Genomic DNA, 15,765 nt, shown 5'->3' with positions numbered 1-15,765 from the left:
CGGCCGGGAGCGGTACTTCTACGCGTTCGTAGTGGCGGTCTTGCTGTTCACCGTCGGCGCGGTCTTCTCCGTCTACGACGGGGTGCACAAGATCATGTCGCCCGAGGAGGTGCGGTCGCCAGGGATCGCGTTCGCGGTGCTCGAGTCGTTCTCGCTGCGCACCGCGGTCAGGGAAGCGAACAGGGAGCGCGGGCGGCTGGGCTGGCGGCACTTCGTGCACGCCACGAAGTCACCGGAACTGCCCGTCGTCCTGCTCGAGGACCTGGCCGCGCTGCTCGGCCTCGGGTTCGCGTTTCTCGGCGTGCTGCTGTCCGTGGTGACCGGCGACGGCGCATGGGACGGGGCGGGCTCGGTGGCGGTGGGCGTCTTGCTTGCCTGCGCGGCGTTCGTGGTCGGCTTCGAGACGAAGAGCCTGCTGCTCGGCGAGTCGGCGAACGCGGAGATGTCGGCCTCGATTGTCCGGGCCCTGGAGGACGGCCCCGAGGGTTTCCGGGTGATTCACCTGCGGACCTCCCACGTCGGCCCGGACTCGCTCCTGGTGGCCGCGAAGGTCGCGGTGCCCGGGTCGCTGCCGGCGGCGGACCTGGTGACCAGGATCGACGCCGCGGAACGGCGGGTGCGTGACGCGGTGCCCATCGCGGAGACGATCTACCTGGAGCCCGATATCTTCTCCCCGGCCAGGGAAGACGCCACCGACCCGTCCGTCCAGGTGGTGCACCGCAGCCGGCTGCCGCGACGTCCCCGCCGCCCGTCTGACGGCCCGCCGGCCGTCTAATACCGCGATCGCCGGTCCCGCGGATCGGCTCGCCGCGGCTGCTGGCCGAGCGCGCGCAGCGCGCGCTCCTTCTCGAAGTCCAGCGCCCGCCCCGGTGTGGCGGGCATGTGGCCGGTGCGCCGCCCGAGGTCGGCGACCGCGGCGCGGACCGTGGGCTCGGTCAGCACCCGCAGGCCGAACGCGAGCGCGGCCGGGGTGATGTCGTACCGCTGCTCGATCCGCACCGCCGTGGTGATGGCCGCCAGGTCCTCCTCGGTGAACTGCCGGTGCGCGGGCCCGCGTCCCGCGGGCCGGTCCCGCAGCGGCGGCAGCAGCCCGAGGTCTTCCCGGTAGCGGAGCATGCGGGGGGACATTCCGAGGCGTTTCGCCGCTTCCGAGATCCTCATGGATTCGAATCTAACATTATCGTGTTAAAAAAGATGCCTCACGCGTGCGCGGCGGCCGCCTGATCCCGTACCGTCGTGTTCGTTGCTAAAGACATCAGCGAAGGAGTTAGTGCATGAGCACCGAACCGTTCAAGGTGGCCGACATCTCGCTGGCCAGCTTCGGTCGCAAGGAGATACAGCTCGCCGAGCACGAGATGCCCGGCCTGATGGCGACCCGCGCCGAGTACGCGGGAACCCGGCCGCTCAAGGGCGCCAGGATCACCGGCTCGCTGCACATGACCATCCAGACCGCGGTTCTCATCGAGACGCTGACGGCCCTCGGCGCGCAGGTCCGCTGGGCGAGCTGCAACATTTTCTCCACCCAGGACCACGCAGCGGCGGCCGTGGCCGTCGGCCCTGATGGCACCCCCGACGACCCGAAGGGCATTCCGGTCTTCGCCTGGAAGGGCGAGACGCTCGAGGAGTACTGGTGGTGCACCGAGCAGGCGCTGACCTGGCCCGGCGGCGAGGCTCCGAACATGATCCTGGACGACGGCGGCGACGCCACGCTGTTCGTGCACAAGGGCGCCGAGTACGAGGCTGCGGGCGCGGGCCCGTCGCCGCCCGAGGACGACAACGAGGAGTGGCTGGTCATCCTGGACCGGCTGCGCAACTCGCTGGCCGACAACCCGGGCCAGTGGACCAAGGCCGTCGCCGAGGTCAAGGGCGTCACCGAGGAGACCACCACCGGCGTGCACCGCCTGTACGAGATGCACAAGGCCGGCGAGCTCAAGTTCCCGGCGATCAACGTCAACGACTCGGTCACCAAGTCGAAGTTCGACAACAAGTACGGCTGCCGCCACTCCCTGATCGACGGGATCAACCGTGCGACCGACGTGCTCATCGGCGGCAAGGTCGCGGTCGTCTGCGGGTACGGCGACGTGGGCAAGGGCTGCGCCGAGAGCCTCCGCGGTCAGGGCGCCCGCGTGATCGTCACCGAGATCGACCCCATCTGCGCGCTCCAGGCCGCCATGGACGGCTACCAGGTCGCGACTCTCGAGGACGTCCTTGCCACCGCCGACATCGTGATCACCGCGACCGGCAACCGCGACGTGGTCACCGCCGAGCAGATGTCGCGGATGAAGCACCAGGCGATCCTGGGCAACATCGGCCACTTCGACAACGAGCTCGACATGGCCGGCCTCGAGTCGTTCCCCGGTGTCGAGCGCAAGAACGTCAAGCCGCAGGTCGACGTGTGGACCTTCCCGTCGGGGACCTCGATCATCGTGCTCTCCGAGGGTCGCCTGATGAACCTCGGCAACGCGACCGGCCACCCGAGCTTCGTGATGTCGAACTCCTTCACCAACCAGGTGCTGGCCCAGATCGAGCTGTTCACCAAGCCCGACGACTACCAGGTCGGGGTCTACGTGCTGCCCAAGCATCTCGACGAGGAGGTCGCCCGGCTCCACCTCGACGCCCTCGGTGTGCGGCTGACCACGCTGACCGACGCTCAGGCGACCTACCTCGGCGTGCCGGTGTCGGGTCCCTACAAGGGCGAGCAGTACCGGTACTAGCTGCGCCTCCAGCTGCGCGTCGCATGACAAGATTGACGTCGTGACCCAGGCCGAGGACTTCCGTGCGCGCGTGCTCGTCGTGGACGACGACGCCTCGCTGTCGGAGATGCTGTCGATCGTCCTGCGCCAGGAGGGCTTCGACTCCCAGGTCGTGGAGCGGGGTGACGATGCGCTCGACGCCTTCCACGCCTACCGTCCCGACGTCGTGCTGCTCGACCTGATGCTGCCCGGCAAGGGCGGCATCGACGTGTGCAAGGAGATCCGCGCGGAGTCCGGCGTCCCGATCGTCATGCTCACCGCCAAGGGCGACACCGTCGACGTGGTGGTCGGGCTCGAGTCCGGGGCCGACGACTATGTCGTCAAGCCGTTCAAGCCCAAGGAGCTGGTGGCCCGGATCCGGGCCAGGGTCCGCCGCAACGACGCGCCCGGCTCCGACTCGCTGACCATCGGCCCGTTGGCCATCGACGTGGCCGGTCACGCCGTGACCCGCGACGGGGCTCCGGTCAGCCTGACGCCCCTGGAGTTCGACCTGCTCGTCTGCCTGGCCCGCAAGCCCTGGCAGGTCTTCACCCGCGAGATCCTGCTGGAGCAGGTGTGGGGATACCGGCACGCCGCGGACACGCGCCTGGTCAACGTCCACGTCCAGCGCCTTCGCTCCAAGGTCGAGGTGGACCCCGAGAACCCCGAGATCGTCCTCACCGTGCGCGGCGTCGGCTACAAGGCCGGCGGCGCGGGCCAACAGTGAGCCGACGGGAGCAGGGGGGATGAGATGGTCGCTCGCTCGGTCCCGCAGACTCTGCGGCGCGGTCTGACCTTCTGGCGCCGCTCCATCCAGGCCCGGGTCGTGGTCAGCACCGTCCTGCTGTCGGCGATCGTGGTCAGCGCGGTCGGCTGGTTCCTGCTGCGCCAGGTCGAGCGCGGTCTCGTCGACCATCGGCTCGACTCCATCCTCGGCGAGGTCGGTCGCGAGAACGGCCAGGCACGCGACCTGCTGGGCGCCATCCCCGGGACCGACACCGACGCCACCGAGCAGAGCTCCCTGCTCGTCAGCGACCTGGAGCGCAACGGCCAGTCGCGCGGCTTCACCGTCGTGATGGTGGGTGCCGGCCAGCGCGGCCAGCCGCTGGTGAGCCGGGGCCCCGAGGCGAGCACCAAGGAGGCCGTGCTGAGCGTGCCGACCACGCTGGTCCGACACTTCGACCAGCTCCCCGCGGGGCAGCCGTCCACGCATCTGGCCTGGACCTACACCACCATCCGGACGGCGGACGGCGCGGGTGGCTCCCCCGGGCTGCCCGGCATCGTGGTGGGCGCGCAGATCGTCATCCCCGCGGACGGGCTGCCACGCACGGTGTACTACCTGTTCCCGCTCGACGACGTGCAGCAGTCGCTGGCCCTGGTGACCCGCTCGCTGCTCACCGCCGGCGTCCTGCTCCTGCTCCTGATCGCCGCCCTCACCTGGCTGCTGACCCGGCAGATCGTGACGCCGATCCGGATGGCCCGACGCGTCGCCGAGCGCCTCGCGGCAGGTCAGCTCCAAGAACGGCTGCGAGTTCGCGGCGAGGACGACCTGGCGCGGCTGGCGACGTCGTTCAACCAGATGGCCACGAGCCTCCAGCGGCAGATCCGGCAGCTGGAGGAGCTCAGCCGGGTCCAGCAGCGCTTCGTCTCCGACGTGTCCCACGAGCTGCGCACGCCGTTGACCACGGTCCGGCTCGCCGGCTCGGTGCTGCACGAGGCGCGGGCCGACTTCGACGCGCACACCGCCCGGTCGGCCGAGCTGCTCCAGACCGAGCTGGACCGGTTCGAGACGCTGCTCATCGACCTGTTGGAGATCAGCCGGTTCGACGCCGGCGCCGCCGCGCTGGACCTCGACGACGTCAACCTCACCGACGTCGTCCGCCGGGTCGTGGACTCCACCGAGCCCCTGGCCGAGGCGCGGGCCACCCGGCTGGTCGTCAGGGCCCCGGACGCGCCGTGCCTGGCCCAGGCCGACGTACGCCGGGTCGAGCGGATCGTGCGCAACCTGGTGACCAACGCCATCGACCACGCCGAGAGCCGCGAGATCGTGGTCACCGTCGCGGCCGACGACGACGCGGCAGCGGTCGCGGTGCGCGACCACGGGGTCGGGCTCGCGGTCGGAGAGTCGGCGATGGTGTTCAACCGCTTCTGGCGCGCCGACCCCGCACGCACCCGCACCAGCGGAGGGACGGGCCTCGGCCTGGCGATCGCCCTGGAGGACACCCACCTGCACGGCGGCTGGCTCCAGGCCTGGGGCAAGCCGCATCAGGGCGCGCAGTTCCGCCTGACCCTGCCGCGCCGGGCCAACCAGCCGCTGCGGCACAGCCCGCTGCCGCTGGTCCCCGAGGACACCGCGGAGGTGGTCGCATGAGCAGGGGTCGCGGCCTCGCCTGCGGCCTGGCCACGCTGGTCGGTCTGGGCGTCGTCCTCGCGGCCTGTGCCCAGGTGCCCCGGCAGGGGGCGGTGGAGGAGGTCAAGGAGCGACCCGTGCTCAGCGAGGTGCAGGGCCAGTACTACCTGCCGAAGGGCCCCCAGCCCGGCGACAGCCCCGGCGACATCGTGGCCGGGTTCTTGCAGGCGATGACGGCCACACCGCTCCAGACCAGGTCGGCGCAGGAGTTCCTCAGCGCCGGCGCCAGGCCCCGGTGGCACCCGCAGCGGGTCCTGGCCTACCGCAGCCGCACGCTGTCGCCGGGCAGGTCTCACGTCGTGGTGCTCCTGCACGGCGCCAACCAGGTCGGCGTCGACGGCCAGTGGCAGGGCCAGGTGCCCCGCGCCGGCGAGCGGCTGGACATCCGGGTGGTGCGCGAGAACGGCGAGTGGCGGATCGCCAGGGCACCCGACGAGCTGGTCGTGCCCGGCACCTACTACGACCAGCACTACCAGGAGGCCGAGATCTACTTCTTCGACCCGAGCGGCCGGATCCTGGTGCCCGAGCCCGTGCACGTGCAGCAGGGGACGGGGCTCGCCTCGGCTCTGGTGCGCGCCCTGGCCCATGGGCCGAGCCACGCCCTGGGTGGCGCGGAGCGCAGCTTCCTGCCGTCGGGGCTCACCGCCACCCCGGTGACCGTCAGCGCCTCCGGCGTGGCCGACGTGACGCTGCGCGGGACCGATGTGGGGCCGCTCAGCCGCAGGACCACCCAGCAGGTCGAGACCCAGCTGTCGTGGACGCTGCGCCAGGACCCCTCGATCAGCAGCTTCCGGCTGACCATCGACGGACGGCAGGCCCTCGACGCCACCGGGTCGCCGATCCTCCGGTTCACCAGTGTGGCCAACGACCCCCGCGATCCCGCCGTGAGCCAGGCGAGCAGCCTGTTCTTCGCGCTCCGTCGCGGGCGCCTGGTCTCCGGTGCGATCAACCAGCCCACCAAGGTCGACGGTCCGTTCGGCACCCAGAGGCTGGGGATCGGCGCGTTCGCGGTCAGTCTGGACGGCGACCAGGTCGCGGGGGTGACGCCGACGGGGCTCCTCGTGGGTCCCGCCGGGCTGACCGGCGGCCCCGCCACTGCGGTGCGGGTCCTGTCCGGCCCCGGCCTGCTCCGGCCGTCGTGGGACTTCGCCGGCCGGCTCTGGGAGGTGCGCAACGGCCCCTCCGGTGCGGTCGTCTACGACGTCCGACGCCACCATGCGCAGCGGGTCCCGATTCCGGGGATCAGCGGTCACCTGGTGCGAAGGTTCCTGGTCTCTCGAGACGGCTCCCGGCTGGTGGCCGTCCTGCGTGGGACGTCGTCCGACCGGATCGCGGTGAGCCGTCTGCGCTACGACTCGAACGGTGGCGCGAAGCGCGCGACCCCCGCTCGAAGCATTCCCTGGGTGTCCGGGGCCGCGCGCATCCGCGACATCGGGTGGACGTCGCCGACGACGATCGAGGTGCTCGACCAGCTCTCCGGGACACAGGCCGAGGTGCGCATCCTCAACGTCGACGGATCGACGTCCGCCGACGAGGCGCCGACCAGCGCGATCCCCGGCCCGACGCTCGGGCTGGTCACCTCGCCCGTCGACGCCCAGACGCCGTACGCCGTGCAGCAGCGCAGCCTCTACGACCTCGCCCAGATCGACACCACGGCACCCTCGGTCGCCGTCGTCAGCACCACGCATCTGCACCACATCGCCTACGCGGGCTGAGGGGCGCGGCCGCGATCCACAGGCCGGCCGATGCCAGGTTGCCACCGCGTCGCCTGCCTGATGGGCTGCCGGCGTGCTCGATGCCGCCCGCGACCTGCTGCTCGGCGGCGCCTGCGTCGGGTGCGCGGCGCCTGGCCGGGCCCTGTGCCGCGCTTGCCACGCGACGCTGCACCCGTGCCCCGCGCCCGCCTGGCCCTCGCCCGCGCCGGCCGGACTGACCGCGCCGTGGGCCGCGTCGGCGTACGCCGGCACGGTGCGGGCGATGATCCTGGCCCACAAGGAGCGCGGCGTCCTGGCCCTGGCGGACCCGCTGGGAGAGCTCCTCGCCGCAGCCGTCGACGCCGCGCTCGGGGACCTGCTCGGCCCGGCGTCGTCGTCCGCGTCGCTGCTCCTGGTGCCCGTGCCCTCGCGGCCGGCGACGGTCCGGCAGCGCGGTCACGACCCGACGGCCAACCTGGTCGCCGCCGCCGCGCGGCGCCTGTCGGCCACCGGGCTGGCGGCCCGCAGCGTCCCCTTGTTGCGGGCCCGCCGCGGCGTCGCCGACCAGTCCGGGCTCGACGCCGCCGCCCGCCGGGCCAACCTCGCCGGCGCCTTCCGGCTGCACCCGACCGCGCTGCGCGCCCTGGCCCGCAGGCGCGAGCCGGTGCGCGTCGTGGTGTGCGACGACGTGCTGACCACCGGGGCGACAGCGGCCGAGGCGCAGCGCGCGGTCCGCTCGGTGGGACTGCCGGCGCTGGCCGTCGTCGCGGTGGCGGCGACCCGGCGGCGGACGCCGGGAGCAGGCACCGGCTCCGGGTGAGCGGTCTCGTGGACTCGCTTTCATCGACACCGGACTCGGACTAGCGTCGGACCATGGAGTCCGTCCGGGTCCGTGGTTGCGTCGTCGGGACGGCCCGGGTTCCCGGGCAGTCGCGACGGCAAGCCGATGCCAGTCGCAGGCGAAGCGGCCCACGTAAGGCGAGCCCCGCTGGCGGGGTGCGCCGATCACGGTGCGGCTTAGTCGTAAGTCCTGCCTCGCTGCCCTCGTCAGACACGAGGACCAGCGGGAGAAGGGCAGTAGTGGCAGTCAAGCCGCGAACCCCTCAGCAGGCGGGTGTGGGGACGAAGACCAGGTCGGCCGGACGGACTCCTCCCCGCCGCTGGCAGCACCCGGCACGGCATCAACTCTCACCGACACCAGGAGGTATCCATGGACGTGGTGGTCACCGGACGGCACTGTGAGCTGTCGGAGCGCTTTCGAGACCACGTGGCCGACAAGCTCGGCCGGCTCGAGAAGCACGACCACCGGATCATGCGGGTACAGGTCGAGGTCGAGAACGAGCGCAACCCCCGCCAGTCCGACCGGGCGGTTCGGGTCGAGCTGACGGCGTTCTCGAAGGGACCGGTCATCCGGGCCGAGGCCGCCGCGGTCGACAAGATGGGAGCCCTGGATCTCGCGGTCGACAAGATGGCGTCGCAGATGCGGCGTGCCAACGACCGCAAGGTCAGGGCCCAGCGAGCCAAGCCCGCCCTGTCCGACCTGCCCACCGCGCCACCCGCGGAGAATGACGACGAGACCGCGACGCCGGGGGAGTCCGGCCACGCGCACCAGGTCGGGTCGATGACGGTCACCGGGGACGGGCCTCTCGTCGTCCGCGAGAAGGTGCACGAGGCCCGGCCGATGACCCTGGACCAGGCGCTCTACGAGATGGAGCTGGTCGGTCACGACTTCTACCTCTTCGTCGAGCAGGACAGCGCGCGGCCGGCCGTGGTCTACCGCCGCCGGGGCTATGACTACGGGGTCATCGCCCTGGACCTGGACGGCGCGCGATGACCAGCAGGCCCTGACCCGGAGTGACCACAAGGGCCGCGCCACGTATCACCCATTCGGCCCATACCGACCCGGGAGCATGACATGCTAAGCGGGTGTCCATCCCCCCAGGCGCTGGTACGGAACCCATCCGCGTCATCATCGTCGACGACCAGGAGCTTTTTCGTCGCGGCCTGACCATGTTGATGGACGCCGAGTCGGGTCTCGACGTCGTCGGGGAGGCCGGAGACGGACAGACCGGGATCGAGCTGGCCAGCCGCGTGGCGCCCGACGTCGTACTCCTGGACGTCAGGATGCCGAAGATCTCCGGGATCGAGGCCTGCGTGGCCATCAAGGAGGCCGTCCCGGCCGCCAAGATCTTGATGTTGACCGTCTCCGACGAGGAGTCCGACCTCTACGAGGCCGTGAAGAGCGGGGCCAACGGATACCTCCTCAAGGACTCCTCGATCGAGGAGGTCGCCCAGGCCGTGCGCGTCGTGGCCGACGGCCAGTCGCTGATCAGCCCCTCGATGGCGGTCAAGCTCATCGACGAGTTCAAGCAGATGTCGCAGCCCGACAAGGGCCCGGTCTCGACGTTCCGGCTGACCGAGCGCGAGCTGGAGGTGCTGCGCCTGGTCGCGCAGGGTCTCAACAACAAGGACATCGCCAAGAAGCTCTTCATCAGCGAGAACACCGTGAAGAACCACGTTCGCAACCTGCTGGAGAAGCTCCAGCTCCACTCGCGGATGGAGGCGGTTCTCTACGCCGTCCGCGAGAAGATCGTCGACCTTCCCTGACTCCGACCTCGACCCAGGCCTGACCTGGGCCCCGACCCTCCTGTCGGTGCGCACCGCTAGGTTCGCGTCCGTGTCGACCTCGGCCTCGCTGTCTCGCGCCCAGGCGCGTCGTGTCGCGCTGGCGGCGCAGGGCTTCCTCGACCCGGCCCACGAGCCGCCGACGATGCGCACCCTGAGCCGCACCCTCGGGCGCACGGGGGTCCTCCAGGTCGACTCGGTCAACGTCCTCCAGCGGGCGCACTACATGCCGCTCTACGCACGGATGGGTCCCTACGACGTCGACCTGGTTCGCCGCGCGTCGGAGGGCCGGCCGCGACGCATGGTGGAGTACTGGGCCCATGTGCAGGCCTTCATGCCGGTCGATCTCTGGCCGGTGCTGCGACACCGGATGACGCGCTACCGGGACGGTCGTCACAAGTGGTGGGGGACCGCGATCACCGAGGAGCTGACCGCCGAGCTGCTCGCCGAGATCGCCGACCGGGGCGCCTCGACCGCACGCGACCTGGACGACGGCCTGCCCCGGCCGAAGGAGGGCTGGGGGTGGAACTGGTCGACGACGCGGCGGGCCCTCGACTACCTCTTCATGGTGGGCGACGTCGCGGTGGCGGGGCGCAACAGCCAGTTCGAGATCCGCTACGACCTGCCCGAGCGGGTCATCCCCGCCGAGCACCTCCACGCGCCGACGCCGAGCGAGCCCGATGCGGCCAGGGAGCTCGTCCGGCGAGCCGCCCGCTCGCACGGGGTCGCCACCGTCAAGGACCTCGCCGACTACTACCGCATGCGCGCCGTCCCCGCGCCCGGCCAGACCGGCGCGGCGACGGCCGTGGCCGAGCTCGTCGAGGAGGGCGAGCTGCTCCCGGTGAGCGTCGAGGGCCTGCGACGACAGGCCTACCTCCACCGGGACGCGCGGGTCCCGCGGCGGATCGGTGCCCGGACCCTGCTGAGCCCCTTCGACCCGGTGGTGTGGGAGCGCGAGCGCACCGAGGCGCTGTTCGACTTCTACTACCGGATCGAGATCTACACCCCGGTCGAGAAGCGGGTCCACGGCTACTACGTCCTCCCGTTCCTGCTCGGCGACCGGATCGTCGGCCGCGTCGACCTCAAGGCCGACCGGAAGGCCGGTCTGCTGCGGGTGATGGCGGCGTACGCCGAGCCCGGCGCCCCGGGCGAGACAACCGAGGAGCTCGCCCTCGAGCTGACCCGGCTGGCCGGCTGGCTCGGGCTCTCCGCCGTGGTGGTCGAGCCCCGCGGCGACCTCGCGCCGGCGCTGGCGCCGCTGACTCGCTGATCGGCCACTGGGTCGGCCGGGCCGGGCGCGAGCGGGAAATCGGCGCCCTTCTGGGCGCTGGGTAGAGTTGGCACGTTCATCCGACGTCTGACCCGGGGAGACACCCGCGTGCCTGCCATCATCGACAAGCTGCTCCGCATCGGCGAGGGCAAGATCCTGCGTCAGCTGGAGGCTGTCTCACGGGCGGTCAACGCGATCGAGGAGGACTTCGTCGCCATGAGCGACGAGGAGCTCGCTGCGCAGACGGCCGAGTTCAGGGAGCGGCTCGAGGCCGGCGAGTCCCTCGACGACCTCATGCCCGAGGCCTTCGCGACCGTGCGCGAGGCGGCCAAGCGGGTCATCGGCCAGCGTCACTACGACGTCCAGATCATGGGCGGAGCCGCGCTGCACCTCGGCAACATCGCCGAGATGAAGACCGGCGAGGGCAAGACCCTGGTCGCCACCCTCCCGGCGTACCTCAACGCGCTGTCCGGCGACGGCGTCCACATCGTCACGGTCAACGACTACCTCGCGAAGTACCACGCGGAGTGGATGGGCCGGATCCACCACTTCCTGGGGCTGACGACCGGCGTGATCCTGCCCTCGATGAAGCCCGAGGAGCGACGCGAGGCCTATGCCTGCGACGTCACGTACGGCACCAACAACGAGCTCGGCTTCGACTACCTCCGCGACAACATGGCCAGCTCGCTGGAGGAGTGCGTCCAGCGCGGTCACAGCTTCGCGATCGTCGACGAGGTCGACTCGATCCTGATCGACGAGGCCCGCACGCCGTTGATCATCAGCGGGCCCACGCAGGACGAGGTGCGGTGGTACGACGAGTTCGCCAAGATCTCCAGCACCCTGGTCAAGGACGTCGACTACGAGGTCGACGAGAAGAAGCGCACGATCTCGGTGCTCGAGCCGGGCATCACCAGGGTCGAGGACCACCTCGGCATCGAGAACCTCTACGAGTCGGCGAACACCCCGCTCATCTCGTTCCTCAACAACTCCATCAAGGCCAAGGAGCTGTTCCACCACGACAAGGAGTACGTCGTGATGGACGGCGAGGTGCTCATCGTCGACGAGCACACCGGACGCATGCTCGCGGGGCGCCGCTACAACGACGGACTCCACCAGGCGATCGAGGCGAAGGAGGGCGTGGAGGTCCGCGAGGAATACCAGACGCTGGCCACCGTCACGCTCCAGAACTACTTCCGCCTCTACGACAAGCTCTCCGGGATGACCGGCACGGCGATGACCGAGGCCAGCGAGTTCGACAAGATCTACAAGCTGGGCGTCGTCCCGATCCCGACGAACCTCCCGATGGTGCGGGCCGACCAGCCCGACCTGGTCTACCGCACCGAGGAGGCGAAGTACGAAGCCGTCGTCGACGACATCGCCGAGCGCAACGCCAAGGGTCAGCCGATCCTGGTCGGCACGGTGTCGGTTGAGAAGTCCGAGCACCTGTCGACGAAGCTGCGCGCGCGCGGCATCGCGCACTCGGTGCTGAACGCGAAGGTGCACGCCGACGAGGCCAAGATCGTGGCCATGGCCGGGCACCGGGGCGCCGTCACGGTCGCCACCAACATGGCCGGTCGTGGCACCGACATCATGCTCGGCGGCTCGGTGGAGTTCCTCGCCGACGACGAGCTGCGCAAGAAGGGCCTGGAGCCCACCGGCGAGACCGCGGAGGAGTACGAGGCCGCCTGGCCGGGCACGCTCGAGCGGATCAAGGCTCAGGTGGGCGCCGAGCACGACGAGGTCAAGGAGGTCGGCGGGCTCTACGTCGTCGGCACCGAGCGGCACGAGTCGCGGCGCATCGACAACCAGCTCCGTGGCCGGTCGGGCCGCCAGGGAGACCCCGGTGAGTCGCGGTTCTACCTCTCCCTCGAGGACGAGCTGATGCGGCTGTTCAAGGCCGACTGGGTCGACCGGATCCTGCAGGTGCTCAAGATCCCGGACGACGTCCCGATCGAGAACAAGCGCGTGACCGGCGCCATCGCGAACGCCCAGGGCCAGATCGAGGCGCAGAACTTCGACTCCCGCAAGAACGTCCTGAAGTACGACGACGTCATGGACCGCCAGCGTCACGTGATCTACGCCGAGCGGCGCCAGGTGCTCGAGGGCGCGGACCTGGAGGAGCAGATCGCGACCTTCATCGACGACGTCGTGAACGGCTTCGTGAGCGGTGCGACCCAGGGCTTCGGCGAGGAGTGGGACCTGGACGGCCTCCAGACCCAGCTGGGTCAGCTCTGGCCGCTGTCGGTCGACCTGAACGCGATGGCCGAGGAGGTCGGCGGTGCCGACGGGCTCGACCGCGACGAGGTCATCGCCGCGCTCCAGCAGGACGCCCACGCGGCGTACGAGCGTCGCGAGGAGGAGGTCGGGTCCGAGGTCATGCGCGAGCTCGAGCGGCGCGTGGTGCTCTCGGTGCTCGACCGCAAGTGGCGCGAGCACCTCTACGAGATGGACTACCTGCGCGAGGGCATCGGGCTGCGCGGCTACGCCCAGCGTGACCCGCTGGTGGAGTACCAGCGCGAGGGCTTCGACATGTTCATGGCGATCATGGACGGCATCAAGGAGGAGTCGGTCGGCTTCTTGTTCAACCTCGACGTGCAGCTCGTCGACGACGACGAGACCGACCACGACCACGAGCACGACCACGAGCACGACCACGGCGAGGAGCTGGTCGAGGAGCCGCTGCGCCGCGAGCTGCGCTCGCTGCGCCAGCCGGGCGAGCACCCCGACGGCACCGTCGTCGACGGGGGGCACGAGCACCGCCCGAACATCACGGCCAAGGGGCTCGAGCCGACCCGCAGCCCGCAGCACCTGTCGTACTCCGCTCCCTCGGAGGACGACTCGGCATTGACCGTCCCGGCGGCGTTCGGGGGGTCTGCGGAAGCCCAGCCGCGGCCCGGCGCCACCGTGACCAACGCCGACGACGAGTTCGCCGAGGTCGGGCGCAACGCCTTGTGTCCCTGCGGGTCGGGCAAGAAGTTCAAGCGCTGTCACGGCGCGCCGGGCGGCCCTACCGGTCTGACCGCACGGATCAGCTGACGGCCCTGGAGGCGGGCTTCACGCGAACTCCAGGGCCGTGATCTGCCAGCGGTCGCGCAGCAGCTCGAACCGCGCGGCGACCGCACGTGAGCGCGGGCCGTACCTGACGCGCAGGCTCACCTCGGCGCAGGAGCCGGTGACGAAGCAGGTGCGCACGCCGACCAGCTGAGGACGCACGGACTGCACTCCGCCCGCACCGGGCCGCCGGCCTGCCGCGGCGGCGACCAGGTGAGCCCGCCGCGCGAGGTCGTGGTAGACCTCCGGCGAGGCCCAGCGCACCAGCTGGGAGACCGGGCGGTCACCGCCCACGACCTCGACCACGGCGGCGCAGATCCGCGCCGCGTGTCTCTCGAACCGACGACGGTGGGCCAGGTCGACCCCGGGGAGGTCGGGCCCCGCGCCGTCCGGGCCGGCACTACGGCGCGCCGGAGGCAACGCCAGATCGGGCTCGGGCACGTCGAGCCGAGGTCCGAGCTCGAGGGCCAGCGTGCCCTGGATGCTCGCCACCGGAACCGTCGGCGGTGGCAGGCGCACGATCCGGGCGCCGTCGGGGTCAGGAGCGGAGGCGAGCGTCATGTCGGGTCCTTTCTCCACGTGGGGCTCAGGTCACGTGCGGGCAGGATGAGGCGCTGGCCAGGGGCGAGCAGACCGGGGTCGGCGCCGATCACGTCGCGGTTCTCGGCGTAGATCTGGTGCCATCGGACGCTCACCGCCTGGGCGGTCGCGCCGTACGGCAGATCGCGCTCGGCGATCGACCACAGGCTGTCTCCGGAGACGACGGTGACGACCGCGACCACCCGCCGCGGTGGCCCTGCGTGCCGGACGGCGGGGAGCGCCGGGAGCGGCAGGCCGGCGAGCCGCGTCGCCACCGAGGTGCCGCCGCCCTCGTGGGTCGCCCTCTGCACTCGTGAGAGGCTGGACGCTGCGGCGCTGGCTTGCCGCGCGGTCGAGGCGGCGAGAGCAGGCTGGGCCAGGCCCGAGGCGAGCGCCACGCCGCAGGCGCCGAGCACGGCGCGCCGTAGCGGGCCGGGCAGGCGGCACGGTCGAGGAGGCCGGCCCGGTGCACCGGTTCCGCGGGTCGCCTCGACCACGGTCGCCGTGATGGCGAGCCAGGCCCAGAGCGCACACCCGAGCAGGACTGCGGCGGCGAGCTCGGTGAGCGCCTGGTCGAAGGGGAGCGTCGCGACTCCGCTCGGTCGTGTCCAGGCACGCCGGGCCACCCGCCCGACGAGCCAGGCCGGCCCCAGTAGGGCGGCGGTGCCGCACAGCCACACGCACAAGCAGCGCCCGACCCGTCGTGGGGTGGCGACGCCGCGGTTCCCGAGAACCACCGCAAACCTTTCGTTTGACCCTGTTTGCACTAGTTATAGTCGGTTCAGCGATGGTTGGAACAGGCCCCGACCCAGCCTGTGGACAAGAACGATCCGAGCCCGGCCGTCCCGTGCCAGAGTTCCTTCGTGGGGGCCGACGACGAGCTGTTCGGCTTCCTCGACGACCTCGAACAGCAGGCGCGGGCGCTCTATGACGCCGAGCGTGAGAGCGAGCTCGCCGACCGACGTCGTTCGGTGTACGCCGCCGTCACCCTGGTCAGCCGGCTGATGGCCTCGGTCGACCACGTGGTCACCCTCGACGTGTGGGGGTGCGGAGCCGTCAACGGCCTGCTCGGGCGGGTCGGCCCGGACTGGTGCCTGGTGCACAGCGCGGCCCAGCGCTGGGTCGTCCGGCTCGCCGCCCTCAAGGCTGTGGAGGGCGGCTCCGACCGGTCGGTGCCGGAGGTGGCCTGGTCACCGGTCGACCGGCTCGGCCTGGGCTCGGCGCTGCGTCGGCTGGCCGACGCCCAGACCCCCTGCCGCCTCCACGCGGTCGACGGCACGGTCCGAGACGGCCGGCTCGCCCGGGTGGGCGCGGACTTCGTCGAGCTGCTCACCGGCGAGGGGCGGACCCTCCTGGTCGCCCGCCAGAGCCTGGCCGCGGTGCAGTCGCGCGACGGGACCTAGG

General features: G+C 71.3%; 14 protein-coding genes. 11 read left to right on the top strand and 3 right to left on the bottom strand.

Annotated features, from left to right (window positions below; translation table 11 throughout):
• Positions 1-775 (top strand): cation diffusion facilitator family transporter (locus VHW64_RS16980; RefSeq protein ID WP_329651758.1); only part of this gene is annotated, 775 nt, incomplete at its 5' end.
• On the opposite strand, the gene VHW64_RS16975 is transcribed toward VHW64_RS16980, so the two are convergent.
• Positions 772-1,161, bottom strand: a complete 390-nt coding sequence (locus VHW64_RS16975; RefSeq protein ID WP_329651757.1) for a MerR family transcriptional regulator — start codon at positions 1,159-1,161, stop codon at positions 772-774. The two genes, VHW64_RS16980 and VHW64_RS16975, sit on opposite strands and share 4 nt — an antisense overlap.
• A 113-nt stretch (positions 1,162-1,274) precedes the next feature.
• On the opposite strand from VHW64_RS16975, the gene ahcY reads away from it, so the two are divergent.
• From ahcY to secA, 9 genes are all read left to right on the top strand, one after another.
• Positions 1,275-2,714 carry an adenosylhomocysteinase gene (gene ahcY, locus VHW64_RS16970; protein ID WP_329651756.1) on the top strand — a complete coding sequence of 480 codons (1,440 nt, stop codon included), beginning with the start codon at positions 1,275-1,277 and terminating at the stop codon, positions 2,712-2,714.
• Between the two features lie 40 nt (positions 2,715-2,754).
• A complete protein-coding gene (mtrA, locus tag VHW64_RS16965; protein WP_329651755.1) occupies positions 2,755-3,459 on the top strand; it encodes an MtrAB system response regulator MtrA in 705 nt (234 codons plus the stop codon).
• Positions 3,460-3,483: 24 nt separating this feature from the next.
• Positions 3,484-5,103 (top strand): MtrAB system histidine kinase MtrB, encoded by a 1,620-nt coding sequence (gene mtrB, locus VHW64_RS16960; RefSeq protein WP_329651754.1) that lies wholly within the window; start codon positions 3,484-3,486, stop codon positions 5,101-5,103.
• A complete protein-coding gene (locus tag VHW64_RS16955; RefSeq protein WP_329651753.1) occupies positions 5,100-6,857 on the top strand; it encodes an LpqB family beta-propeller domain-containing protein in 1,758 nt (585 codons plus the stop codon). The genes mtrB and VHW64_RS16955 overlap by 4 nt, the downstream gene beginning before the upstream one ends.
• A gap of 73 nt (positions 6,858-6,930) precedes the next feature.
• Positions 6,931-7,656 carry a ComF family protein gene (locus VHW64_RS16950; protein WP_329651752.1) on the top strand — a complete coding sequence of 242 codons (726 nt, stop codon included), beginning with the start codon at positions 6,931-6,933 and terminating at the stop codon, positions 7,654-7,656.
• A gap of 390 nt (positions 7,657-8,046) precedes the next feature.
• Positions 8,047-8,670 carry a ribosome hibernation-promoting factor, HPF/YfiA family gene (hpf, locus tag VHW64_RS16945; protein ID WP_329651751.1) on the top strand — a complete coding sequence of 208 codons (624 nt, stop codon included), beginning with the start codon at positions 8,047-8,049 and terminating at the stop codon, positions 8,668-8,670.
• Positions 8,671-8,762: 92 nt separating this feature from the next.
• Entirely contained in the window at positions 8,763-9,443 is a 681-nt protein-coding gene (locus tag VHW64_RS16940) for a response regulator transcription factor (RefSeq protein WP_329651750.1), read from the top strand.
• A 70-nt stretch (positions 9,444-9,513) separates the two neighbouring features.
• Positions 9,514-10,731, top strand: a complete 1,218-nt coding sequence (locus VHW64_RS16935) for a winged helix-turn-helix domain-containing protein (protein ID WP_329651749.1) — start codon at positions 9,514-9,516, stop codon at positions 10,729-10,731.
• 108 nt (positions 10,732-10,839) lie between these two features.
• A complete protein-coding gene (gene secA / locus VHW64_RS16930) occupies positions 10,840-13,767 on the top strand; it encodes a preprotein translocase subunit SecA (RefSeq protein WP_329651748.1) in 2,928 nt (975 codons plus the stop codon).
• A gap of 18 nt (positions 13,768-13,785) precedes the next feature.
• Here the strand turns inward: secA and VHW64_RS16925 are convergent, their stop codons facing one another.
• Positions 13,786-14,343, bottom strand: coding sequence for an Rv3235 family protein (locus tag VHW64_RS16925; protein ID WP_329651747.1), 558 nt, complete (start codon positions 14,341-14,343; stop codon positions 13,786-13,788).
• Positions 14,340-15,098 (bottom strand): LysM domain-containing protein, encoded by a 759-nt coding sequence (locus VHW64_RS16920; protein WP_329651746.1) that lies wholly within the window; start codon positions 15,096-15,098, stop codon positions 14,340-14,342. The genes VHW64_RS16925 and VHW64_RS16920 overlap by 4 nt, the downstream gene beginning before the upstream one ends.
• Positions 15,099-15,224: 126 nt before the next feature.
• On the opposite strand from VHW64_RS16920, the gene VHW64_RS16915 reads away from it, so the two are divergent.
• Positions 15,225-15,764 (top strand): hypothetical protein, encoded by a 540-nt coding sequence (locus VHW64_RS16915; protein ID WP_329651745.1) that lies wholly within the window; start codon positions 15,225-15,227, stop codon positions 15,762-15,764.
• Position 15,765: the final 1 nt, after the last annotated feature.

It is taken from the genome of Nocardioides sp., assembly GCF_036267815.1.
In the GTDB taxonomy this organism is placed as follows: Bacteria; Actinomycetota; Actinomycetes; order Propionibacteriales; family Nocardioidaceae; genus Nocardioides.
Note: the sequence above shows the minus strand (reverse complement) of the source record. Positions and strands in the feature narration are given on the sequence as shown.